Below are 24241 nucleotides of genomic sequence, written 5' to 3'. Positions count from 1 at the left end.
AGTTGTCAACTAAAGAGTTCGCTACAATGCCTCTCCTTCTTTCTGAGAGACAAGCATTGTGGCGCTACTCATTATCACCACTATCCTGTGGGCCTTCTCCTTTAGCCTGATTGGCGAATACCTTGCCGGATCGGTCGACAGCTATTTCTCGGTGCTGATGCGCGTGGGGCTGGCGGCGCTGGTGTTCCTGCCCTTTTTGCGTACGCGCGGACAATCCCTGCAAACCGTTTTGCTGTATATGCTGGTGGGGGCGATGCAGCTCGGCATCATGTATCTGTTCAGCTTTCGGGCGTATATCTACTTGTCCGTCTCGGAGTTCCTGCTCTTTACGGTGCTGACGCCGCTCTATATCACGCTGATTTACGACCTGCTCAGCAGGCGTCGTCTGCGTTGGGGCTATCTGTTGAGCGCAGCGCTGGCGGTGATTGGCGCGGCGATTATTCGCTACGATAAAGTGAGCGATCACTTCTGGACCGGCCTGATGTTCGTGCAGTTAGCAAACATCAGCTTCGCTATTGGTATGGTGGGCTACAAGCGTCTGATGGAAACCCGCCCGATGCCACAGCACAACGCGTTTGCCTGGTTCTATATGGGGGCGGCGGTGGTCGCGGTCGCGGCCTGGTTTATGCTGGGTAACCCGCAAAAATTACCTACCACTACCGTGCAGTGGGGCATTCTGGTCTGGCTGGGCGTGGTGGCCTCGGGGCTGGGGTACTTCATGTGGAACTATGGCGCAACTCAGGTAGACGCCGGTACGCTGGGCATCATGAACAACGTGCACGTGCCCGCGGGGCTACTGGTAAACCTTGCTATCTGGCAGCAACAGCCCCACTGGCCGAGTTTCCTTATTGGGGGAGCGGTGATCCTGGCTTCGCTGTGGGTACATCGCCGTTGGGTCGCTCCGCGCTCCGCACAAACGGAAGATGGTCGCACGCGTGGTTCCGCGTTGAGCGAATAAACGCTTCCGTGATCGGCTGACGCTGCTCGCCATCGCGCACGGCGGCGTACAGCCGGCTCCACAGTCCTTCTCCCAGGGTTTTGGTGACCACCAGGCCCTGGCGTTCAAAACTCTCTACCACCCAGTGCGGCAGCGCCGCGATGCCCATTCTGGCGGCAACCATCTGAATCAACAGCAACGTATTATCCACGCTTTTCAGCTGTGGGCTGATGCCCGCCGGCTGCAGGAAATGGCGCCAGATATCCAGGCGACTGCGCTGCACCGGGTATATCAGCAGCGTTTCAGTCGCCAGGTCTTCCGGGGTGATACGCGTCTTGCTGGCCAGCGGATGATCCGGTGCCAGCACCAGACGCACCTCATAATCGAACATTGGCGAATAATGCAGGCCGCTACGCGGCAGAATGTCTGACGTCATCACCAGATCCAGCTCGCCCTGCTGGAGTGACGGCTGCGGGTCAAACGTCACGCCGGAGGTAAAGTCCATTTCTACCTGCGGCCACTTCTGGCGGAAGTTCTCAAGCGCGGGGGTCAGCCACTGAATACAGCTGTGGCACTCAATGGCGATACGCAATTTAGTTTGCTGTGGCTCATTGCAGGACTGAAGCGCGCTGGCAATTTGCGGCAGCACCTGATTTGCCAGCTGCAGGAGGATCTCGCCCTGGGGGGTAAAGCGCAGCGGCTGGCTCTTACGCACAAAAAGACGAAAGCCGAGACGTTGTTCCAGATCGCTGAACTGGTGAGAAAGGGCGGACTGAGTCTGGTGCAGTGAGGCCGCCGCCGCCGCGAGAGAACCGCAGTTTCGCAACGCTTGTAGCGTTTTCAGGTGTTTTATCTCGATCATGAAAGTCCTTCACTTCGCCATGAACATTTTGCGCTTGAGGAATATACAGTACCTGCCAATTATAGATGTGTAAACATCTGGACGTCTAAATAACGAATTTCACAAGGGGCATGACATGACAATCCGCAATCACACTCTCGGTTTCCCTCGCGTTGGCCTTCGTCGCGAGCTAAAAAAAGCACAAGAAAGCTACTGGGCAGGAAACACCACGCGTGAAGAGCTGCTGGCAGTGGGCCGCGAACTGCGTGCCCGCCACTGGGAGCAGCAAAAACAGGCGGGCGTAGACCTGCTGCCGGTGGGCGATTTCGCCTGGTACGACCATGTTCTGACGACCAGCCTGCTGCTTGGCAATGTCCCGGCTCGTCATCAGAACAACGATGGATCGGTAGATATCGACACGCTGTTCCGCATCGGCCGTGGCCGTGCGCCAACCGGTGAGCCAGCGGCAGCGGCGGAAATGACCAAGTGGTTTAACACCAACTATCACTATATGGTGCCGGAGTTTGTTAAAGGTCAGCAGTTCAAACTGACCTGGACCCAGTTGCTGGATGAAGTGGACGAAGCGCTGGCGCTGGGGCACCAGGTGAAACCGGTGCTGCTGGGGCCAGTGACCTACCTGTGGTTAGGGAAAGTCAAAGGCGAGCCGTTCGATCGTCTGAGCCTGCTGAAGGATATCCTGCCGGTCTACAAACAGGTGCTGATTGAGCTGGGCAAACGCGGTATTCAGTGGGTGCAAATCGACGAACCGGCGCTGGTGCTCGAGCTGCCGCAAGCGTGGCTCGATGCCTTCAAACCGGCTTACGATGCACTGACCGGGCAGGTGAAGCTGCTGCTTACCACCTACTTTGAAGGTGTGACGCCGAACCTCGGCACCATCACCAAATTGCCAGTACAGGGCCTGCACGTTGACCTGGTGCATGGAAAAGATGATGTTGCAGAACTGCACAAGCGCCTGCCAGCGGAGTGGCTGCTCTCTGCCGGGCTGGTAAACGGTCGTAACGTCTGGCGCGCCGATCTGACAGAAAAATATGCTCAGATTAAGGACATCGTCGGCAAACGTGAGCTATGGGTGGCCTCTTCGTGTTCACTGCTGCACAGCCCTATCGATCTCAGCGTTGAAACCCGCCTGGATGCGGAAGTGAAAAGCTGGTTTGCCTTTGCTTTGCAGAAATGTGAAGAACTGGCTCTGCTGCGTGACGCCCTGAACAGCGGCGACACGGCGGCGATTACCGAATGGAGCGCTCCGATTCAGGCCCGTCGTCATTCGTCTCGCGTTCACAACCCGGCGGTGGAAAAACGTCTGGCGGCCATCACCGCGCAGGACAGCCAGCGTCAAAGCCCCTATGAAGTGCGTGCAGAAGCCCAGCGCGCCCGTTTCAACTTGCCTGCGTGGCCAACCACCACCATCGGTTCCTTCCCGCAAACTACCGAGATCCGCGGCCTGCGCCTGGACTTCAAAAAGGGCAACCTTGATGCGGCCAACTACCGCACCGGCATCGCGGAACATATCAAACAGGCGATTGTGGAGCAGGAGCGCTTAGGCCTGGACGTGCTGGTTCACGGGGAGGCAGAGCGTAACGACATGGTGGAGTACTTCGGTGAACATCTGGACGGTTTCGTCTTTACCCAAAACGGCTGGGTACAGAGCTATGGTTCCCGCTGTGTAAAACCACCGGTGGTGATCGGTGACGTCAGCCGTCCGCACCCGATCACCGTCGAATGGGCTAAATATGCCCAGTCCCTGACCGACAAGCCGGTAAAAGGCATGTTGACCGGTCCGGTGACCATTCTTTGCTGGTCCTTCCCGCGTGAGGACGTGACCCGTGAAACCATCGCGAAGCAAATTGCGCTGGCGCTGCGCGATGAAGTGGCGGATCTGGAAGCGGCGGGCATTGGCATCATCCAGATTGACGAACCGGCCCTGCGCGAGGGATTACCGCTGCGTCGCAGCGACTGGGACGCCTACCTGCAGTGGGGTGTGGAAGCGTTCCGCATCAATGCCGCAGTGGCGAAGGACGACACGCAGATCCACACCCACATGTGTTACTGCGAATTTAACGACATCATGGATTCCATCGCCGCACTGGATGCCGACGTGATCACCATCGAGACCTCGCGTTCAGATATGGAACTGCTGGAGTCATTCGAAGAGTTCGATTATCCGAACGAAATTGGGCCGGGCGTATATGACATTCACTCCCCGAACGTGCCGAGCGTGGAGTGGATCGAAGCCCTGCTGAAGAAAGCCGCCCAGCGCATTCCGGCAGAGCGCCTGTGGGTGAACCCGGACTGCGGTCTGAAAACCCGCGGCTGGCCTGAAACCCGCGCGGCGCTGGCGAATATGGTGAAAGCGGCGCAGAATTTGCGTCAGGGTTAAGACAGAGTCGATCCCATTATGTAGCCCGGTAAGGCATCGCCGCCACCGGGCTTTTATGTTTACGCTTTCTTGCCGCCGTAGTGGCTAAACCACGCCAGCATCCGCTGCCAGCCATCTTTGGCTGACTCCGCGTGATAGCTCGGGCGATAATCGGCGTTAAACGCGTGTCCGGCATCCGGGTATACGACAATGTCGGCCTTCGCATTCGCCGCGCGTAGCGCATGGCGCATGGTCTCTACCGTATCGAGTGGAATACCCGTGTCCTGACCACCGTACAGTCCCAGCACCGGGGCATTTAAGTCTGTGGCGATATCAACCGGATGTTTTGGCGAGTTCAGCGTTTTTTCGCCCACCAGTTTACCGTACCAGGCCACAGCAGCTTTCAGCTGCGGATTGTGCGCGGCATACAGCCAGCTAATGCGTCCGCCCCAGCAGAACCCCGTTATCATCAGTCGATGCGCATCACCGCCGTTACGCGCCGCCCAGTTGGCAACATGATCCAGATCGGCCAGCACCTGTGCATCCGGCACTTTACTGACCAGGTTGCTCAAAAGCGTTGGGATATCGCTGTAGTCGTTCGGATCGCCCTGACGGAAATAGAGCTCTGGCGCAACGGCCAGGTAACCTTCCAGCGCCAGTCGGCGGCAGAGGTCGCGAATATGTTCGTGAACGCCGAAAATTTCCTGAACCACAATCACGATCGGCAGCGGACCGTCTGCCGATGCTGGTCGTGCGTGGTAAGCAGGCATATTTTCCCCCTGCGAGGGAATGGAGGTCTCTCCCGCCGTAATGGCGTCTTCAGGCGTTGAGACGATGGTTGAGGCATGCGGAGCCGCAGCAGGTGCAAAACCGGTTTTTTCAGTCATGGCATTCTCCGTACCAATGAGTTAGCGCAAAGGTAAATATAGACACCAGGTTAACAACCCACAGTGCCTTAAACGGTCTATCTTTTGTGCAGCGCACCACGATATAACTTGTTAATGTGATGTAAATCACTCTTTTATGGAAATCTACTGCAATCATTTTCATTCATAGTGAGATGTGTCACGAAATTATGCGTATCGCTTCTGTAAAGTACCGTTTTACTTCTTCTGACTAACCGACCCACAGAGGAGTCACCTATGTCTAAGTCTGATGTTTTTCATCTCGGCCTCACCAAAAACGATTTACAAGGGGCTACGCTTGCGATCGTCCCGGGCGATCCTGAGCGTGTGGAAAAGATCGCCGCGCTGATGGATAAGCCGGTTAAGCTGGCAGCCCATCGTGAATTCACCACCTGGCGTGCAGAGCTGGATGGTAAGGCCGTGATTGTGTGCTCTACCGGTATCGGTGGCCCATCTACCTCCATTGCCGTTGAAGAACTGGCGCAGCTGGGCATCCGGACGTTCCTGCGTATCGGGACGACCGGTGCGATCCAGCCGCATATCAACGTGGGTGATGTATTGGTGACTACCGCGTCCGTGCGTCTGGATGGGGCGAGTCTGCACTTTGCACCAATGGAATTCCCGGCGGTTGCCGATTTTGAATGTACGACGGCGCTGGTTGAAGCAGCGAAATCCGTTGGCGCAACCACGCACGTGGGCGTAACCGCCTCGTCGGACACCTTCTACCCGGGTCAGGAGCGTTACGACACCTTCTCTGGCCGTGTGGTGAGCCGTTTTAAAGGCTCTATGGAAGAGTGGCAGTCTATGGGCGTGATGAACTATGAAATGGAATCTGCAACGCTGCTGACCATGTGCGCAAGCCAGGGTCTGCGTGCCGGTATGGTGGCGGGGGTTATCGTCAACCGTACCCAGCAGGAAATCCCGAACGCCGAAACCATGAAACAAACCGAAAGACATGCGGTAAAAATCGTGGTTGAAGCGGCCCGTCGTCTGATCTAATCCTCTCTTCTGACATCAAAGGCCGACACGTTCGGCCTTTATTTTTTGCGTAGCGCCTCGCAGGAAAACCCTTTCAAACTGGACGTTTATACAGCACAATCTTATTTTGTGCGGTAATACGTTGATGCAGGGGGCATTGTGGATCTCTCAATTCTGATTTACGCGGTGATTGCGCTCGCGGGCGTGGCGATAGGCTGGCTGATTTCCAGCTATCAGTACGCGCAGCAAAAGGCCGATCAGCTGGCAGAGCGTGAAGAGATAGTCGCCGAGTTAAGCGCGACAAAACAGCAACTTGCGCTGAGTGAACACTGGCGAGACGAGTGCGAGTTACTCAACAACGAACTGCGCAATCTGCGTGATATCAACACCTCACTGGAAGCCGATCTCCGTGAAGTCACGACCCGCCTGGAATCCACTCAACTGCATGCGGAAGACAAAATCCGCCAGATGATGAACAGCGAGCAGCGCCTCAGCGAACAGTTTGAGAATCTTGCGAACCGCATTTTTGAGCACAGCAACCGCCGCGTTGACGAACAAAACCGCCAGAGTCTGAACAGTCTCCTGACGCCTCTGCGTGAGCAACTGGACGGTTTCCGTCGTCAGGTGCAGGACAGCTTTGGTCAGGAGGCCCGCGAGCGGCACACCCTGGCACACGAAATTCGTAATCTGCAGCAGTTGAATGCACAAATGGCGCAGGAAGCGGTCAACCTGACCCGCGCCCTGAAAGGGGATAACAAAACGCAGGGTAACTGGGGTGAAGTCGTCCTCACGCGGGTGCTGGAAGCCTCTGGACTGCGCGAAGGGTATGAATACGAAACCCAGGTCAGCATAGAAAACGATGCCCGCTCGCGAATGCAGCCAGATGTCATCGTGCGTCTTCCGCAGGGTAAAGATGTGGTGATTGATGCCAAAATGACGCTGGTGGCCTATGAGCGTTACTTCAACGCGGAGGATGACTACACCCGCGAATCGGCGTTGCAGGAGCACATTGCCTCCGTGCGGAACCATATTCGTCTGCTGGGCAGAAAAGACTATCAGCAGTTGCCGGGTTTGCGCTCGCTTGACTATGTTCTGATGTTTATCCCGGTAGAGCCTGCGTTTCTGCTGGCACTCGACAGACAGCCGGAACTGATAACTGAAGCGCTGAAAAACAACATTATGCTGGTCAGCCCCACCACGCTGCTGGTGGCGTTACGCACCATTGCCAACCTGTGGCGCTGTGAACATCAGAGCCGCAACGCGCAGCAGATTGCCGATCGCGCCAGCAAGCTGTACGACAAAATGCGCCTCTTTGTGGATGATATGTCCTCGGTCGGGCAAAGCCTGGACCGCGCGCAGGATAACTACCGCCAGGCGATGAAAAAACTCGCCTCCGGGCGGGGTAATCTGCTGGCGCAAGCTGAAGCCTTCCGCGGCCTGGGAGTGGAGGTTAAACGCGAGATTAATCCGGAACTGGTTGAGCAAGCCACGGCACAGGACGAAGAGTTTCGCCTGCGCGAAGGCGCTGATGGACAAAAGAGAGACAGTGAAGACAACGAGTTAGCGGCAGAGTTATCGCCAGACCCGCATCTGGCGCGTTTCTCACGTGGTGGTTGAAACGTAGGGCAAACGCGCCCAATCTGTTACACTTCACGAACATTTTACTGATAAGCAGGCTCTGAGATGGTTGACGATTCACAAGACACAACGCACTTTGGCTTTCAGACTGTCGCCAAAGCGCAGAAAGCTGACATGGTGGCCCACGTATTTCATTCCGTGGCGGCGAAGTACGATGTGATGAATGACTTGATGTCATTCGGCATTCATCGCTTGTGGAAGCGCTTCACCATCGACTGTAGCGGTGTGCGTCGTGGACAAACGGTACTGGACCTTGCCGGCGGCACGGGCGATTTGACCGCGAAATTCTCCCGTCTGGTGGGTGAAACCGGGCGTGTTGTTCTGGCTGATATTAACGACTCCATGCTGAAAATGGGGCGTGAGAAGCTGCGTAACATCGGCGTGGTGGGGAATGTGGAATATGTGCAGGCAAACGCCGAGGCGCTGCCGTTCCCGGACAATACCTTTGACTGCATCACTATCTCTTTTGGCCTGCGTAACGTCACCGATAAAGAAAAAGCGCTGCGCTCAATGTATCGCGTGCTGAAGCCGGGCGGACGTCTGCTGGTGCTTGAGTTCTCCAAACCGATTATCGAGCCACTGAGCAAAGCCTACGACGCCTATTCATTCCATGTTCTGCCGCGTATTGGCGAACTGGTGGCAAACGACGCAGAAAGCTACCGCTATCTGGCGGAATCCATTCGCATGCACCCGGATCAGGACACCCTGAAGGCCATGATGCAGGATGCGGCGTTTGAAAACGTTGAGTATTTCAACATGACGGCGGGTGTCGTCGCACTGCATCGCGGTTATAAGTTCTGAGTGGAGGTGTCCTGTGCCCTTTAAACCCTTAGTCACCGCAGGCATCGAGAATGTACTGAATGCCTTTCTCTATCGTGCGCCAGCGCTAAAAGCCGCGCGGCAGCGACTTAACGGGAAGGTATTGCGGATCGTTTTAAAAGAGTTCTCGACGCCGCTTGTGCTGGTCTTCAGCGAACGCCAGCTTGATGTTCTGGGGGAGTGGGAAGGAGACGCCGACTGCTCTGTCATCACGCGCATGAGCGTGCTGCCAAAACTGCGTGACCGCCAGCAGCTGACGGCGCTGATCCGAAGCGGTGAGCTGGAAGTGGAAGGCGACATTCAGGTTGTACAAAATTTCGTTGCGCTCAGCGATTTAGCCGAGTTCGACCCGGCGGAACTGCTTGCCCCGTTTATTGGCGACATTGCAGCGGAAGGGATCGGCAAAGCCCTGCATGGTGGTACCGCCTTCCTGCGTAAAAGCCTGCAACGTCAGCAGCGCTATGCGGCAGAGGTGCTGACCGAAGAGTGGCGTATGGCCCCCGGACCGCTGGAAGTAGCCTGGTTCGCGGAAGAGACTGCGGCTGTTGAACGTGCGGTTGATGCGTTAACCAAACGGCTGGAAAAACTGGAGGGCAAATGACGCCTGGTGAAATTCGGCGCCTCTATTTTATCGTCCACACCTTTTTGAGTTACGGGCTCGACGAGCTTATCCCCAAAATGCGTATCACGCTGCCGCTTCGTATCTGGCGGCGGATGTTGTTCTGGATGCCTAATCGCCACAAAGGACAGCCGCTGGGTGAACGCCTGCGTCTGGCGCTACAGGAGCTGGGCCCGGTATGGATTAAGTTCGGCCAAATGCTCTCTACCCGTCGCGATCTTTTCCCTCCCCAGATTGCCGATCAGCTGGCACTGCTGCAGGATCGTGTGGCCCCGTTTGACGGCGTGCGCGCGAAAAAACAGATCGAAGAGGCGATGGGCAATATTCCTGTTGAGACCTGGTTCGACGATTTCGACATTCAGCCGCTGGCTTCTGCTTCTATTGCCCAGGTGCATACCGCGCGTCTGAAAGAGAATGGCAAAGAAGTCGTGATCAAGGTTATCCGCCCGGATATTCTGCCGATCATCAAAGCGGACATGAAGCTTATCTATCGTCTGGCGCGCTGGGTTCCGCGTCTGCTCCCTGACGGACGCCGCCTGCGCCCGCTGGAAGTGGTACGGGAATATGAAAAAACGCTGATCGATGAACTAAACCTGCTGCGCGAATCGGCAAACGCCATTCAGCTACGGCGCAATTTTGAAAACAGCCCGATGCTGTATGTTCCTGAAGTCTATTCTGACTACTGCAGCCAGAACATGATGGTCATGGAACGTATTTACGGTATTCCCGTCTCGGATGTCGTGGCCCTGGAGAAACAGGGAACGAACATGAAGCTGCTGGCCGAACGTGGCGTGCAGGTCTTCTTTACTCAGGTCTTCCGCGACAGCTTTTTCCACGCAGACATGCATCCGGGCAATATCTTTGTGAGCTATGAGCATCCGGACGACCCGCAATATATCGGCATTGATTGCGGTATTGTCGGCTCGCTCAATAAAGAAGATAAGCGTTATCTGGCGGAGAATTTTATCGCCTTCTTTAATCGTGACTACCGTAAAGTGGCTGAACTGCACGTTGACTCAGGTTGGGTTCCGCCGGACACCAATGTCGAAGAGTTTGAGTTTGCCATCCGTACCGTCTGTGAACCGATTTTTGAAAAACCGCTGGCAGAAATCTCGTTCGGTCACGTGTTGCTGAATCTGTTTAACACCGCTCGCCGCTTCAATATGGAAGTGCAGCCACAGCTTGTTTTACTTCAGAAAACATTACTTTACGTTGAAGGTGTAGGTCGACAGCTCTATCCTCAGTTAGACTTGTGGAAGACCGCGAAACCGTTCCTGGAATCCTGGATTAAGGATCAGGTTGGCATTCCGGCTCTGGTACGAGCTTTCAAAGAGAAAGCACCGTTCTGGGTTGAAAAAATGCCGGAACTTCCAGAACTGGTGTATGACAGTTTGCGTCAGAGCAAGAACCTTCAGCTCAGCATGGATAAAATCGCCCACGAGCTTCAGTCGAACCGCGTACGCCAGGGCCAGTCTCGCTATCTGTTTGGCATTGGCGCAACCCTGCTGCTCAGTGGTACGTTGTTGTTAATCAACCGTCCGGACTGGCAGATGATGCCCGCCTGGCTAATGGCTGCCGGAATAGTGGTCTGGTTCGTTGGCTGGAGAAAGACGCGCTGAACAGGCATCGCTATCACCAGGTCGCATACGTATAATGCGGTCTGACTAATTAATCATCTATCTCTGAGGAATATGTATGGGTGGTATCAGTATCTGGCAATTAGTCATTATTGCCGTCATCGTCGTGCTGCTGTTTGGCACCAAAAAGCTCGGTTCTATCGGTTCCGATCTGGGCGCGTCTATCAAAGGCTTCAAGAAAGCAATGAGCGATGATGAGAGCAAGCAGGATAAAACCAGCCAGGACGCTGACTTTACTGCTAAATCCATCTCCGACAAGCAAGAAGATGCCAAAAAGGAAGACGCTAAACGCCACGATAAAGAGCAGGTGTAAGTCGTGTTCGACATTGGTTTTAGTGAGCTGCTGCTGGTCTTTGTGATTGGCCTCATCGTGCTGGGGCCACAGCGTTTACCCGTTGCAGTCAAAACGGTTGTGGGGTGGGTGCGTGCGCTTCGTTCGCTGGCATCCACCGTACAGAACGAGCTGGCGCAGGAACTTAAGCTGCAGGAGTTTCAGGAAAGCCTGAAAAAGGTTGAGAAGGCGAGCATGGATAACCTGACGCCGGAACTGAAAGCCTCCATGGATGAACTGCGCGAAGCGGCAGAATCCATGAAGCGCTCGTACAGCGTTAACGATCCTGAAAAAGCGAGCGATGAAGCGAACACCATCCATAACCCGGTGGTGAAAAATAGTGAAGCGCAGCGCGAGGGCGTAACGCCTGCCAGCGCGGAGCATCAGGCCACCGCGCCTGAACATACGCCGCAGGAACCTGAACTGAAAAAACAGGCGCAGCCGGAAGACCCTGTGGTCAACGCGGCTGAAGCAAAGCCCGCCGCGCCTGTTACCGAATCATCCCCCTCGTCGAGTGATAAAGCGTAAACATGGCAGTAGATGATACTCAACCGCTCATTACGCACCTCATTGAGCTGCGTAAGCGTCTGTTAAACTGCATTATTGCGGTTTTCGTTATTTTCTTATGCCTGGTTTATTTCGCCAATGACATCTACCAGGTTGTCTCCGCGCCGCTGATAAAGCAGATGCCGCTGGGCGCAACGATGATCGCGACGGACGTTGCTTCGCCGTTCTTTACGCCCATTAAGCTCACGTTCTGGGTATCGTTGATCGCTTCTGCACCCATCCTGCTGTATCAGATCTGGGCGTTTGTGGCGCCCGCTCTGTATAAGCATGAACGCAAACTGGTGATCCCGCTGCTGGTCTCCAGCTCGCTGCTGTTCTATATCGGCATGGCGTTTGCCTATTTTGTTGTCTTCCCGCTGGCCTTTGGCTTCCTGACGCATACCGCGCCGGAAGGGGTACAGGTGTCGACCGATATTGCCAGCTACCTCAGCTTTGTGATGGCGCTGTTTATGGCATTCGGCGTGGCGTTCGAAGTGCCGGTTGCGATTGTGCTGCTTTGCTGGGTGGGTGTAACCACACCAGAAGACCTGCGTAAAAAGCGTCCGTATATTCTGGTCGGCGCATTTGTGGTCGGCATGCTGCTGACGCCGCCCGATGTCTTCTCGCAAACGCTGCTGGCCATACCGATGTACTGTCTGTTTGAGGTAGGCGTCTTCTTCTCACGTTTCTATGTGGGGAAAGGGCGTCGATCAGAGGACGAAGACGACGTCTCTGAAAAGAGCACTGAAGAGTAAAACCAGCCGCCCGTCAGGGCGGTTGTCATATGGGGAATTGCATGTTTGATATTGGACTTAACCTGACCAGTTCACAGTTTGCGAAAGATCGCGACGACGTCGTGGCGCGCGCGTTTGCCGCTGGCGTAAAAGGATTGTTGCTGACAGGCACTAACCTGCATGAAAGCGAGCAGGCGCAACAGCTGGCCCAACGCTACGACCGTTGCTGGTCTACCGCGGGCGTGCATCCTCATGACAGCAGCCAGTGGACGTCGGAGAGCGCTGATATCATTCACAGGCTGGCGAAAACTGCCGAAGTGGTGGCTATCGGGGAATGTGGGCTCGATTTCAACCGCAATTTTTCCACCCCTGCCGAGCAGGAAAAAGCGTTTACGGCGCAACTTGCCCTGGCGGCCGAGCTTGAAATGCCGGTGTTTATGCACTGTCGCGATGCGCATGAGCGCTTCCTCGCGCTGCTGGATCCCTGGCTGGATAAACTGCCAGGCGCGGTGCTGCACTGTTTTACCGGTTCACGTCAGGAGGCGCTGGACTGTCTGGATCGTGGGCTTTATTTGGGGATTACCGGCTGGGTGTGCGATGAGCGCCGCGGGCTGGAGCTTCGCGAACTGTTGCCGGTGATCCCGGCCGACCGGTTGCTCCTCGAAACCGACGCGCCTTATTTATTGCCGCGTGATATCAAACCAAAACCGGCATCGCGACGTAACGAACCGGCATGGCTGGGGCATATTGTCACGAGCGTGGCGCAGTGGCGCGGAGAGGATCCGCACGGGTTATCTGCGCAGACGGATGACAACGTGCGTCGCCTGTTTGGCATTGATTTTTAAACTTTGCGGAAGTCGGTGTTTTTCACGCTCTGTAGCACCTGCTTATTAAGCAGATTGAGCAATAACATGGAGCGTGCTTCACCGTCCGGCTCGGCGAAAATCGCCTGCAGGCCTTCGAAGGCACCTTCGGTGATGACGACACTGTCTCCCGCGTACGGGGTTTCCGGGTCGGTAATATCTTCAGGTTGTTGATAAACCGAAAGCTGATGGATCACCGTCGACGGCACCGTTGCCGGGTGCGCACCAAAACGAACAAAATGGCTGACGCCGCGCGTGGCGCTGATGGTGGTGGTGTGGATCACTTCCGGGTCGAATTCCACGAACAAATAGTTCGGAAATAGCGGCTCACTGACGGTTGTGCGCTTCCCGCGCTGCATTTTTTCAAGCGTGATCACGGGTGTCAGGCAATTTACAGACTGACGTTCTAAATGTTCCTGCGCGCGCTGAAGTTGCCCGCGTTTGCAATACAGTAAATACCAGGCCTGCATAATCACTCTTTCCCTTAGTTTCGGGCGCAAGCATATCAAAACCCTGGCGGGATCGCTAAGTTGATTATAATGGCCGAAAAGGGAACAGGATGCAGAAGTTCACGCTAATTTAACAAAATTACAGCATCACGCAGGCTTACGCCGTATAATGAAGCGCTTACAGAGAGGCCATGATTAACTGCATGAAATACCACGATCTCCGCGACTTCCTGACGCTGCTGGAAAAGCAGGGCGAACTCAAACGCATTACGCTTCCTGTCGATCCTTATCTGGAAATGACAGAAATTGCTGACCGCACCCTGCGTGCCGGTGGCCCGGCACTTCTGTTTGAAAACCCGAAGGGTTATTCAATGCCGGTGCTGTGTAACCTGTTTGGAACCCCTCGCCGTGTGGCGTTGGGCATGGGTCAGGAGGACGTCACAGCGTTACGTGAAGTGGGTAAATTGCTGGCGTTTCTGAAAGAGCCGGAGCCACCGAAAGGCTTCCGCGATCTGTTCGACAAGCTGCCGCAGTTTAAGCAGGTGCTGAACATGCCAACCAAACGTCTGCGCGGCGCGCCGTGCCAGCAGAAAGTGCTGGAAGGGGATGCGGTTGATCTGACCAAAATCCCGATCATGCAGTGCTGGCCTGAAGATGCCGCGCCACTCATTACCTGGGGGCTCACCGTCACACGCGGGCCGCATAAAGAGCGTCAAAATCTGGGTATTTACCGCCAGCAGCTGATTGGCAAGAATAAGCTCATCATGCGCTGGCTGTCGCATCGCGGCGGCGCGCTGGATTTCCAGGAGTGGTGCGCTGCACACCCGGGCGAGCGTTTTCCGGTCTCAGTTGCGTTAGGGGCCGACCCCGCCACCATTCTGGGCGCGGTAACGCCAGTGCCGGATACACTCTCTGAATATGCCTTTGCAGGACTGCTGCGTGGCACCAAAACGGAAGTCGTGAAGTGTATCTCTAACGACCTCGAAGTGCCCGCGAGTGCAGAGATTGTCCTGGAAGGTTACATTGAACAGGGCGAGCTGGCACCCGAAGGCCCGTACGGTGACCACACGGGCTATTATAACGAAGTGGATAACTTCCCGGTGTTTACCGTCACGCACATTACCCAGCGTGAAGATGCGATTTATCACTCCACCTATACCGGACGTCCACCGGATGAACCTGCAGTACTGGGTGTGGCGCTGAATGAAGTGTTTGTGCCGATCCTGCAAAAGCAGTTCCCGGAAATTGTTGATTTCTATCTGCCGCCGGAAGGATGCTCGTATCGCCTGGCGGTGGTCACAATGAAGAAGCAGTATCCTGGTCACGCTAAACGCGTGATGATGGGCGTATGGTCTTTCCTGCGCCAGTTTATGTATACCAAATTTGTGATTGTCTGCGATGATGACGTTAACGCCCGCGACTGGAATGATGTTATCTGGGCCATTACCACGCGAATGGATCCGGCGCGCGATACGGTGTTAGTGGAAAACACGCCGATAGATTATCTGGATTTTGCCTCGCCGGTCTCCGGTCTTGGCTCAAAAATGGGACTGGATGCCACAAATAAATGGCCTGGCGAAACCGACCGTGAATGGGGTCGCCCGATCAAGAAAGATCCTGCTGTGACCGCGCGAATTGACGCGATCTGGGACGAACTGGCCATAATGAATAACGGTAAACCGCAGGCTGACCGTTAAGCCCTATAGACTTCCCGACAGAGAGAGCGAATGACAACCTTAAGCTGTAAAGTGACCTCGGTAGATGCTATCACCGACACCGTATATCGCGTCCGTTTAGTGCCTGAAGCGGCATTCTCTTTCCGTGCTGGTCAGTACCTGATGGTCGTGATGGATGAACGTGATAAGCGTCCTTTCTCTATGGCCTCAACGCCAGCGGAGCAGGAATTTATTGAGCTTCATATTGGTGCGTCAGAGCTTAACCTGTATGCAATGGCCGTCATGGACCGCATTCTTAAAGAGCGCGAGATCGTGGTGGATATTCCCCACGGTGATGCATGGCTGCGTGACGATGAAGACCGTCCGCTGATCCTGATTGCAGGTGGTACAGGCTTCTCCTACGTGCGCTCTATTCTGTTGACGGCCCTGGCGCGTAACCCGAACCGTGATATCACTATCTACTGGGGTGGCCGCGAAGAGAAACATCTCTACGATCTCTCTGAGCTTGAAGCGCTGAGCGTTAACCATCCCAACCTGCGTGTTGAACCGGTGGTTGAGCAGCCGGAAGAGGGCTGGCGTGGGCGTAGCGGCACAGTGCTGACGGCGGTACTACAGGATCATGGCACGCTGGCAGGGCACGATATCTATATCGCTGGCCGCTTTGAGATGGCGAAAATTGCCCGTGACCTGTTCTGTAACGAACGAGATGCGCGTGAAGATCGTCTGTTTGGCGATGCTTTTGCGTTTATCTAAATAAAAAACCCGCCCCTGACAGGCGGGAAGAACGGCAACTAAACTGTCTCTCTTCGCCAATGACGCCATAACTGCGTTGGCTGCGCTCGTTCACCCGAATCACTTACTAATGTAAGCTCATCGGGATTCGCTCGCTTGCCGCCTTGTTCTGACGTCATTGGCTTTGAGATACTTTTCCTTACTTACACTCTCTCAAACACCGTTGCGATACCCTGACCCAACCCAATACACATCGTTGCCAGACCAAACTGCGCGTCTTTGCGTTCCATCAGGTTAATCAGCGTTGTGCTGATACGCGCCCCGGAGCAGCCCAGCGGGTGACCGAGGGCGATCGCGCCGCCGTTGAGGTTAATTTTCTCGTCGATCTGCTCCATCAGCCCCAGATCTTTAATGCACGGCAGGATCTGCGCGGCGAAGGCTTCGTTCATCTCGAACACGTCGATATCACTGGTGGTCAATCCCGCTTTCTTCAGCGCCAGCTTCGAGGCCGGAACCGGGCCGTAACCCATGATAGAAGGATCGCAGCCTACCACCGCCATTGAGCGCACCCGGGCGCGAGGCGTTAACCCCAGCTCGCGGGCGCGGCTTTCGCTCATTACCAGCATCGCGGCCGCTCCGTCAGACAGCGCCGACGAGGTACCTGCCGTGACCGTACCGGTGACCGGGTCAAACGCCGGGCGCAGGGTGGATAGCGCTTCAACGGTGGTTTCCGGGCGGATCACTTCGTCGTAGCTGAACTGCTTCAGAACGCCATCAGCATCATGGCCGCCGGTCGGGATGATCTCATTCTTAAACGCGCCGGATTGCGTGGCGGCCCATGCACGAGCATGAGAACGCGCGGCGAAGGTATCCTGCATTTCACGGCTAATTCCGTGCAGGCGGGACAGCATTTCAGCGGTCAGGCCCATCATTCCTGCGGCTTTCGCCACGTTACGGCTCATGCCCGGGTGGAAATCGACCCCGTGGCTCATTGGCACATGGCCCATGTGCTCCACGCCGCCGACCAGGCAGGCCTGCGCGTCACCGGTCATGATCATACGCGCCGCATCATGCAGTGCCTGCATTGAGGAGCCGCACAGACGGTTGACGGTAACTGCCGGCACCGAATGTGGGATCTCCGCCAGCAGCGAAGCATTGCGGGCGATGTTGAAGCCCTGCTCAAGCGTCTGTTGCACACAGCCCCAGTAGATATCGTCGAGCGCAGCCGGGTCCAGCGCCGGATTACGCGCCAGCAGGCTACGCATCAGGTGCGCTGAGAGATCCTCTGCACGCACGTTACGGAATGCGCCGCCTTTTGAACGGCCCATCGGGGTGCGAATCGCATCAACAATGACAACCTTTTCCATTGTGACTCCTTAAGCCGTTTTCAGCTCGCCAACCGGACGGGCTGGCTCAACTGCTGGGTAATAGGATTCGTTATGGCGCGCTTTATTACGCAGCCCTTCCGGCACGTCATACAGCGGGCCGAGGTGCTGATACTGCTGCACCATATCGAGATAGCGGGCGCTGCCGAGCGTATCCAGCCAGCGGAACGCGCCGCCGTGGAACGGAGGGAAGCCCAGGCCATAGACCAGCGCCATATCGGCTTCTGCCGGACTGGCGATAATGCCTTCTTCCAGGCAACGCACCACTTCGTTGATCATCGGAATCATCATCCGGGCGATGATTTCATCGTCCGTGAAGTCACGTTTTGGCTGGCTAACCCCGGCCAGCAGGCTATCCACCGCCGGATCTTCTTCTTTCTTCGGTTTGCCTTTGCTGTCTTCTTTATAGCGCCAGAAGCCCAGACCGTTTTTCTGACCAAAGCGGTTGGCGTCAAACAGGGCGTCAATCGCATCGCGATAATCTTTCTGCATGCGCTGTGGGAAGCCCGCCGCCATAACCGCTTGCGCGTGATGCGCGGTATCAATGCCAACCACATCCAGCAGATACGCCGGCCCCATCGGCCAGCCGAACTGTTTTTCCATCACTTTGTCGACTTTGCGGAAGTCCGCGCCGTCGCGCAGCAGCTGGCTGAAACCAGCGAAGTAAGGGAACAGTACGCGGTTGACAAAGAAGCCCGGGCAGTCGTTGACCACAATCGGGGTTTTGCCCATCTTACTGGCCCACGCCACCACTTTTGCGATGGTGTCGTCAGAGGTTTTTTCGCCGCGGATCACTTCAACCAGTGGCATGCGGTGCACCGGGTTGAAGAAATGCATTCCGCAGAAGTTTTCCGGGCGCTTCAGGACGCTTGCCAGCTCGCTAATCGGAATCGTCGAGGTGTTAGAGGCCAGTACGGTCTCCGGACGCACTTTCTCTTCCGTTTCGGCCAGCACCGCTTTCTTCACTTTCGGGTTCTCTACCACGGCCTCAACCACCACATCGACGCGGTCAAAACCGGTGTATTCCAGTACGGGCTGGATAGTAGAGATCACGCCTGAGAGTTTCAGACCGTCAATTTTGCCGCGTTCCAGCTGTTTATTGAGCAGCTTGGCCGCTTCGGTCATCCCCAGCGTCAGGGATTTCTCGCTGATGTCTTTCATCACCACCGGCACGCCCTTCAAGGCGGACTGGTAAGCGATGCCGCCGCCCATAATGCCAGCGCCAAGTACCGCCGCATGTTTTGGCGTCTCAACGTTTTTCGTCAGCTGTTTTGCTTTGCCTTTCACGAACTGATCGTTGAGGAAGATACCCACCAGCGCGCGGGCTTCATTGGTATGTGCCAGCGGGACAAAGCTCTGGTTTTCGAGTTTCAGGGCTTCGTCACGGCCAAAGCGGGCTGCGGCTTCGATGGTTTTCACCGCCGTGATCGGCGCCGGGTAGTGTTTACCCGCCGTCTGCATCACCATGCCCTTGGCGATGGTGAAACTCATGGCTGCTTCAATCTTGCTGAGCTTTAACGGCTCCAGTTTCGGCTGGCGTTTGGCCTTCCAGTCGAGATCGCCGTTAATGGCCTGACGCAGAATGGCGAGGGAGCCTTCAATCAGTTTTTCTGGCTTCACGACGCCATCAACCAGGCCGATTTTTTGCGCCTGCTCTGCGCCAACATCTTTACCTGCGGCAATAATTTCCAGCGCGCTGTCGGCACCCAGCATGCGCGGCATACGTACGGAGCCGCCAAAGCCCGGCATAATGCCCAGTTTGGTTTCCGGCAGGCCGATGCGCAGATCCGGCGTGGCGAGGCGGTAGTCGGTGGCCAGCACGCATTCACAGCCGCCGCCCAGCGCGTAGCCGTTAACGGCGGAAAGGGTCGGGACAGGCAGATCTTCCAGACGATTAAAGACGCTGTTGGCAAAGTGCAGCCACTGGCTCAGCTGTTCTTCAGGCACCAGGAACAGTGAAAGAAATTCGGTGATATCGGCACCAACAATAAAGGCCGCTTTGTTCGAGCGCAGCAGCAGCCCCTTTAAATCAGTTTGTTTTTCAAGTACATCCAGCGCCTGGCCAAGACTGGCCACCGTCGCGGTATCAAGCTTGTTGACTGAGCCGGGGGCATCGAACACCAGTTCGGCAATGCCATCTTCCAGCCAGTTGAGGTACAGGGTGTCGCCTTTGTAGAGCATGTCAGTCTCCTGAATCCAGCAAGTGGATCTGGTCATACCAGATGAGTCGGAGTGTGGGATTTATGTTAATAAAATGCAAATTACTCATTAAGAAATTGCTGCATTGATCACGGTCGGTGGAAATCACGCAGCCGGAGACAGGTGTGCTAAGATGCGAGGACTTGAGGTCAAAAAAACGAAAGGAAGAATGATGGACTCACTGGCTTCGCTTTATAAAAATCATATCGTTACCCTACAGGAACGTACCCGTAATGTACTTGCCCGCTTTAAGCTGGATGCGCTGTTAATCCACTCTGGCGAGCTGATGAATACCTTTCTGGATGACCATGCGTATCCGTTTAAGGTTAACCCGCAGTTTAAAGCCTGGGTGCCGGTAACACAGGTGCCAAATTGCTGGTTGCTGGTGGATGGCGTGAACAAGCCGAAACTGTGGTTCTATCTGCCTGTGGATTACTGGCACAACGTTGAGCCGCTGCCGACCAGCTTCTGGACAGAAGAAGTGGACGTCATGGCTTTACCAAAAGCCGACGGTATTGGCAGCCAGTTGCCTGCCGCGCGTGGCAATATTGCCTACATTGGCCCGGTCCCGGAGCGTGCGCTGGGTCTGGATATCCCGGCAGACAAACTCAACCCGAAAGGGGTGCTGGATTTCCTGCACTATTACCGCGCGTATAAAACCGACTACGAACTTTACTGCATGCGTGAAGCGCAAAAAACGGCGGTGAATGGTCACCGTGCAGCGCATGAAGCCTTCCAGTCCGGTATGAGCGAGTTCGATATCAATCAGGCGTACCTCACCGCGACCGGTCACCGTGACACCGATGTGCCTTACAGCAACATCGTCGCCCTGAATGAGCATGCCTCTGTTCTGCATTACACCAAACTGGATCACCATGTGCCGTCTGAGATGCGCAGCTTCCTGCTGGACGCGGGCGCAGAGTACAACGGCTACGCGGCTGACTTGACCCGTACCTGGGCGGCCAATGCGGATACCGATTTTGCGCATCTGATTAAAGACGTCAACGATGAGCAACTGGCGCTTATCAGCACCATGAAAGCCGGAACCAGCTATGTGGATTACCATATCCAGTTCCATCAGCGCATCGCTAAACTGCTGCGTAAACACCAGATCGTGAAAGACATGAGCGAAGAGGCGATGGTCGAAAACGATCTGACCGGACCCTTTATGCCGCACGGTATCGGCCACCCGCTGGGTCTGCAGGTTCATGATGTTGCGGGCTTTATGCAGGATGATACCGGCACGCACCTCGCCGCGCCGTCTAAATATCCTTACCTGCGCTGCACGCGTATCCTTGAGCCGCGCATGGTGCTGACCATCGAGCCGGGGATCTACTTTATCGAATCGCTGTTAGCGCCATGGCGCGAAGGTCAGTTCAGCAAGCACTTCAACTGGGAAAAAATTGACGCGCTGAAGCCGTTTGGCGGTATTCGTATCGAAGATAACGTCGTGATTCATGAGAACGGTATCGAGAATATGACGCGAGACCTGAAGCTGGCCTGATGGAAAGCTGGCTGATACCGGCTGAGCCGGTCACCTTTGTTGAAGAAATCAAGAAAAGCCGCTTTATTACGCTGCTGGCACACACCGATGGCGTAGAGGCGGCAAAGGCGTTTGTTGAGTCTGTCCGCGCTGCGCATCCCGACGCCCGTCACCACTGCGTGGCGTGGGTCGCCGGGCCGCCAGACGATTCGCAGCAGCTGGGTTTTTCTGATGACGGTGAACCGGCGGGTACTGCCGGTAAACCTATGCTTTCCCAGCTCATGGGCAGTGGCGTGGGTGAAATCACCGCCGTGGTTGTTCGCTACTACGGCGGCATTTTATTAGGTACCGGTGGGCTGGTGAAAGCGTATGGCGGGGGCGTACAGCAGGCGCTTAATATGTTGGTCACTACCCGCAAAACGCCACTCACCGAATATACTTTGTTGTGCGACTACGCCCAGCTATCGGGTGTCGAAGCGCTGCTTAAACAGTTTAACGGTGTGATTGCACACAGTGATTACCAGGCAATGGTGCAATTGCGCGTGGCGCTTCCTCAGGCTGAACAGGCTGCTTTTTCGGCAAAACTGGCGGATTTTAGTCGCGGTTCGTTGCAATTGCTGCCGATTGAAGAATAATCCCCACCTCACTTTTTGAATACCAAAGGAAGCGGCAGAGATGCATTTTCGTGCCATAACCCGAATCGTTGGACTGCTGGTCATACTTTTTTCCGGGACAATGATTCTCCCAGGACTGGTGGCGCTTATCTACCGGGACGGCGCGGGGCGGGCATTTACCCAGACCTTCTTTGTTGCGCTGGCGATTGGCTCGCTGCTGTGGTGGCCAAACCGTCGTCAGAAAGGTGAGCTGAAATCACGTGAAGGGTTTCTGATTGTGGTGCTGTTCTGGACGGTGCTGGGAAGCGTCGGTTCGCTGCCCTTTATTTTCTCTGAACAGCCCAATCTGAGCATCACGGATGCCTTTTTTGAATCCTTCTCCGGCTTAACGACTACCGGCGCGACTACGCTGGTTGGGCTGGATTCGTTACCCCACGCCATTCTCTTTTATCGCCAGATGCTGCAATGGTTCGGTGGTATGGGGATCATTGTTCTGGCGGTTGCCATCCTTCCTATCCTGGGCGTCGGGGGCATGCAGTTGTACAGGGCAGAAATGCCGGGGCCACTGAAAGATAACAAGATGCGCCCGCGTATTGCCGAGACGGCGAAGACCCTGTGGCTGATTTATGTTTTACTGACCGTTGCCTGTGCGCTGGCGCTGTGGTTTGCCGGTATGCCCGCGTTCGATGCCATCGGGCACAGCTTCGCGACAATCGCCATCGGCGGGTTCTCTACCCACGATGCCAGCGTGGGCTACTTTGATAGTCCAACGATCAACACCATTATTGCTATTTTCCTGCTGATCTCCGGCTGTAACTACGGTCTACACTTCTCATTACTCAGCGGACGTAGCCTGAAGGTGTACTGGCGCGACCCGGAGTTCCGTATGTTTATTGGCGTCCAGCTCACGCTGGTGGTCATCTGTACGCTGGTGCTCTGGTTCCACGATGTCTATAACTCGGCGCTGACCACGCTAAACCAGGCGTTCTTCCAGGTGGTGTCGATGGCGACAACCGCAGGTTTTACCACGGACAGCATTGCGCGCTGGCCGCTGTTCCTGCCTGTGCTGCTGCTGTGCTCGGCATTTATTGGTGGTTGCGCAGGGTCGACGGGCGGTGGCCTGAAGGTGATTCGTATTCTGCTGCTCTTCAAGCAGGGGAACCGTGAATTAAAACGCCTGGTTCACCCGAATGCAGTCTATAGCATCAAGCTGGGCAACCGTGCCCTGCCGGAACGTATTCTCGAAGCGGTGTGGGGATTCTTCTCGGCGTATGCCCTGGTCTTTATCGTCAGTATGCTGGCAATCATCGCGACGGGGGTGGATGATTTCTCTGCCTTTGCGTCCGTTGTGGCAACACTTAATAACCTCGGGCCTGGCCTGGGGGTCGTGGCGGATAACTTTGCCAGTATGAACCCGGTCGCGAAATGGATCCTAATCGCCAATATGCTGTTTGGGCGTCTTGAGGTCTTTACGCTGCTGGTGCTGTTCACCCCAACATTCTGGCGCGAGTAAGGAGTCGTCGGTGAAAACACTTATTCTATTCTCTACGCGAGACGGGCAAACGCGTGAGATTGCCTCTTATCTGGCTTCTGAACTACAAGAGCTGGGCATTTACTCTGATGTGGTGAACCTGAACCGTACGGAGCAAATCGCCTGGCAGGATTACGACCGCGTGGTGATTGGGGCGTCTATCCGTTACGGGCATTTCCATCCTGCGCTGGATCGCTTTGTGAAAAAGCATACGGCAGCGCTCAATAAGCTGCCCGGGGCGTTCTACTCGGTCAATCTGGTGGCCCGCAAACCTGAAAAGCGTACACCGCAGACCAACAGCTACACGCGCAAGTTTTTGCTGAATTCGCCATGGCAGCCAGACGTGTGTGCCGTCTTTGCAGGGGCGCTGCGTTATCCCCGCTATCGCTGGTATGACCGCTTTATGATTCGGCTGATTATGAAAATGACCGGCGGTGAAACCGATACGCGTAAAGAAGTGGTTTATACCGACTGGACGCAGGTGAGCAGTTTTGCCCGGGAAATCGCGCATTTATCACCCGAATCGCGGCGTATTTAAGCGTGGAGTTTGAAAAGTGAGCGAACGAAAAGTTTTTTGTATTTTGTGCTTGTCACTTCAGAATAACTCCCTATAATGCGCCTCCACTGACACGGAACAACGGCACACACGCCGCCGGGTCAGCAGAGAAAAGCAAATTAAACGCTTGACTCTGAAGCGGGAAAGCGTAATATGCACACCCCGCGCCGCAGCGAAAACGAAGCGGCACTGCTCTTTAACAATTTATCAGACAATCTGTGTGGGCACTCAAAGTGACATGGATTCTTAATGTCTTCGGACAAAAAATGAATACCAAGTCTCAACGAGTGAACACGTAATTCATTACGAAGTTTAATTCATTGAGCATCAAACTTTTAAATTGAAGAGTTTGATCATGGCTCAGATTGAACGCTGGCGGCAGGCCTAACAC

22 protein-coding genes are annotated in these 24241 nt (G+C 55.3%); 17 read left to right on the top strand and 5 right to left on the bottom strand.

The features are described 5' to 3' along the window. Window positions 1-58 precede the first annotated feature (58 nt). Complete coding sequence (locus tag APU11_RS17090; RefSeq protein ID WP_023621553.1) at window positions 59-958, top strand: carboxylate/amino acid/amine transporter; 900 nt, start codon at window positions 59-61, stop codon at window positions 956-958. Here APU11_RS17090 and metR read toward each other — a convergent pair. After that, window positions 846-1799 (bottom strand): HTH-type transcriptional regulator MetR, encoded by a 954-nt coding sequence (gene metR, locus APU11_RS17085; RefSeq protein WP_013099245.1) that lies wholly within the window; start codon window positions 1797-1799, stop codon window positions 846-848. The genes APU11_RS17090 and metR overlap by 113 nt on opposite strands. 115 nt (window positions 1800-1914) lie before the next feature. Here metR and metE point away from each other — a divergent pair, with 115 nt between their 5' ends. After that, a complete protein-coding gene (gene metE, locus APU11_RS17080; RefSeq protein WP_047352124.1) occupies window positions 1915-4176 on the top strand; it encodes a 5-methyltetrahydropteroyltriglutamate--homocysteine S-methyltransferase in 2262 nt (753 codons plus the stop codon). 59 nt (window positions 4177-4235) lie between these two features. On the opposite strand, the gene APU11_RS17075 is transcribed toward metE, so the two are convergent. Then, window positions 4236-5042, bottom strand: coding sequence for a dienelactone hydrolase family protein (locus APU11_RS17075; protein ID WP_058650621.1), 807 nt, complete (start codon window positions 5040-5042; stop codon window positions 4236-4238). 255 nt (window positions 5043-5297) lie between these two features. On the opposite strand from APU11_RS17075, the gene udp reads away from it, so the two are divergent. From udp to tatD, 9 genes are all read left to right on the top strand, one after another. Further along, complete coding sequence (gene udp, locus APU11_RS17070; protein WP_060578678.1) at window positions 5298-6059, top strand: uridine phosphorylase; 762 nt, start codon at window positions 5298-5300, stop codon at window positions 6057-6059. Window positions 6060-6197: 138 nt separating this feature from the next. Next, window positions 6198-7655, top strand: coding sequence for a DNA recombination protein RmuC (gene rmuC, locus APU11_RS17065; protein ID WP_058650620.1), 1458 nt, complete (start codon window positions 6198-6200; stop codon window positions 7653-7655). Between the two features lie 66 nt (window positions 7656-7721). Then, on the top strand, window positions 7722-8477 hold the full coding sequence (gene ubiE, locus APU11_RS17060; protein ID WP_013099241.1) for a bifunctional demethylmenaquinone methyltransferase/2-methoxy-6-polyprenyl-1,4-benzoquinol methylase UbiE: 756 nt from the start codon (window positions 7722-7724) through the stop codon (window positions 8475-8477). Between the two features lie 13 nt (window positions 8478-8490). Then, entirely contained in the window at window positions 8491-9096 is a 606-nt protein-coding gene (gene ubiJ, locus APU11_RS17055) for a ubiquinone biosynthesis protein UbiJ (RefSeq protein ID WP_029883134.1), read from the top strand. Continuing rightward, on the top strand, window positions 9093-10733 hold the full coding sequence (gene ubiB / locus APU11_RS17050) for a ubiquinone biosynthesis regulatory protein kinase UbiB (RefSeq protein WP_020688734.1): 1641 nt from the start codon (window positions 9093-9095) through the stop codon (window positions 10731-10733). Before ubiJ ends, ubiB begins: the two co-directional genes overlap by 4 nt. 76 nt (window positions 10734-10809) lie before the next feature. After that, the gene (gene tatA, locus APU11_RS17045; RefSeq protein WP_013099238.1) at window positions 10810-11064 is read left to right on the top strand and encodes a Sec-independent protein translocase subunit TatA; all 255 of its coding nucleotides are present in this window, start codon (window positions 10810-10812) and stop codon (window positions 11062-11064) included. Between the two features lie 3 nt (window positions 11065-11067). Further along, window positions 11068-11610 carry a Sec-independent protein translocase protein TatB gene (gene tatB / locus APU11_RS17040; protein WP_023621768.1) on the top strand — a complete coding sequence of 181 codons (543 nt, stop codon included), beginning with the start codon at window positions 11068-11070 and terminating at the stop codon, window positions 11608-11610. Window positions 11611-11612: 2 nt separating this feature from the next. Then, window positions 11613-12383 carry a Sec-independent protein translocase subunit TatC gene (gene tatC, locus APU11_RS17035; RefSeq protein WP_013099236.1) on the top strand — a complete coding sequence of 257 codons (771 nt, stop codon included), beginning with the start codon at window positions 11613-11615 and terminating at the stop codon, window positions 12381-12383. 41 nt (window positions 12384-12424) lie between these two features. After that, window positions 12425-13207, top strand: a complete 783-nt coding sequence (gene tatD, locus APU11_RS17030; RefSeq protein ID WP_058650619.1) for a 3'-5' ssDNA/RNA exonuclease TatD — start codon at window positions 12425-12427, stop codon at window positions 13205-13207. Here the strand turns inward: tatD and rfaH are convergent. Next, on the bottom strand, window positions 13204-13695 hold the full coding sequence (gene rfaH, locus APU11_RS17025) for a transcription/translation regulatory transformer protein RfaH (RefSeq protein ID WP_013099234.1): 492 nt from the start codon (window positions 13693-13695) through the stop codon (window positions 13204-13206). The two genes, tatD and rfaH, sit on opposite strands and share 4 nt — an antisense overlap. Before the next feature lie 173 nt (window positions 13696-13868). On the opposite strand from rfaH, the gene ubiD reads away from it, so the two are divergent. Continuing rightward, window positions 13869-15371 (top strand): 4-hydroxy-3-polyprenylbenzoate decarboxylase, encoded by a 1503-nt coding sequence (gene ubiD / locus APU11_RS17020; protein WP_161496900.1) that lies wholly within the window; start codon window positions 13869-13871, stop codon window positions 15369-15371. A 30-nt stretch (window positions 15372-15401) separates the two neighbouring features. Beyond that, window positions 15402-16103, top strand: coding sequence for an NAD(P)H-flavin reductase (fre, locus tag APU11_RS17015; protein WP_013099232.1), 702 nt, complete (start codon window positions 15402-15404; stop codon window positions 16101-16103). Window positions 16104-16285: 182 nt separating this feature from the next. On the opposite strand, the gene fadA is transcribed toward fre, so the two are convergent. Beyond that, window positions 16286-17449, bottom strand: coding sequence for an acetyl-CoA C-acyltransferase FadA (gene fadA / locus APU11_RS17010; protein WP_020688730.1), 1164 nt, complete (start codon window positions 17447-17449; stop codon window positions 16286-16288). Window positions 17450-17458: 9 nt separating this feature from the next. Further along, on the bottom strand, window positions 17459-19648 hold the full coding sequence (gene fadB / locus APU11_RS17005; RefSeq protein WP_060578677.1) for a fatty acid oxidation complex subunit alpha FadB: 2190 nt from the start codon (window positions 19646-19648) through the stop codon (window positions 17459-17461). 190 nt (window positions 19649-19838) lie between these two features. Between fadB and pepQ the strand changes: the two genes are divergently transcribed. The 4 genes from pepQ to hemG are packed head-to-tail and all read left to right on the top strand — an operon-like array spanning window position 19839 to window position 23832. After that, window positions 19839-21170: a Xaa-Pro dipeptidase gene (gene pepQ / locus APU11_RS17000; RefSeq protein WP_058650618.1), complete on the top strand. Its 1332-nt coding sequence runs from the start codon at window positions 19839-19841 to the stop codon at window positions 21168-21170. Beyond that, window positions 21170-21784 (top strand): IMPACT family protein, encoded by a 615-nt coding sequence (locus APU11_RS16995; RefSeq protein WP_013099228.1) that lies wholly within the window; start codon window positions 21170-21172, stop codon window positions 21782-21784. Before pepQ ends, APU11_RS16995 begins: the two co-directional genes overlap by 1 nt. A gap of 40 nt (window positions 21785-21824) precedes the next feature. Continuing rightward, the gene (gene trkH / locus APU11_RS16990) at window positions 21825-23276 is read left to right on the top strand and encodes a Trk system potassium transporter TrkH (protein ID WP_013099227.1); all 1452 of its coding nucleotides are present in this window, start codon (window positions 21825-21827) and stop codon (window positions 23274-23276) included. A gap of 10 nt (window positions 23277-23286) precedes the next feature. Continuing rightward, window positions 23287-23832 carry a menaquinone-dependent protoporphyrinogen IX dehydrogenase gene (gene hemG / locus APU11_RS16985; protein WP_048972348.1) on the top strand — a complete coding sequence of 182 codons (546 nt, stop codon included), beginning with the start codon at window positions 23287-23289 and terminating at the stop codon, window positions 23830-23832. Window positions 23833-24241: the final 409 nt, after the last annotated feature.

The sequence above is a fragment of the Enterobacter sp. 50793107 genome (genome assembly GCF_001463365.1).
Taxonomy (GTDB): Bacteria; Pseudomonadota; Gammaproteobacteria; order Enterobacterales; family Enterobacteriaceae; genus Enterobacter; species Enterobacter cloacae.
The sequence above is the reverse complement of the archived record's forward strand: the minus strand, read 5'-3'. Positions and strand labels throughout refer to the sequence as shown.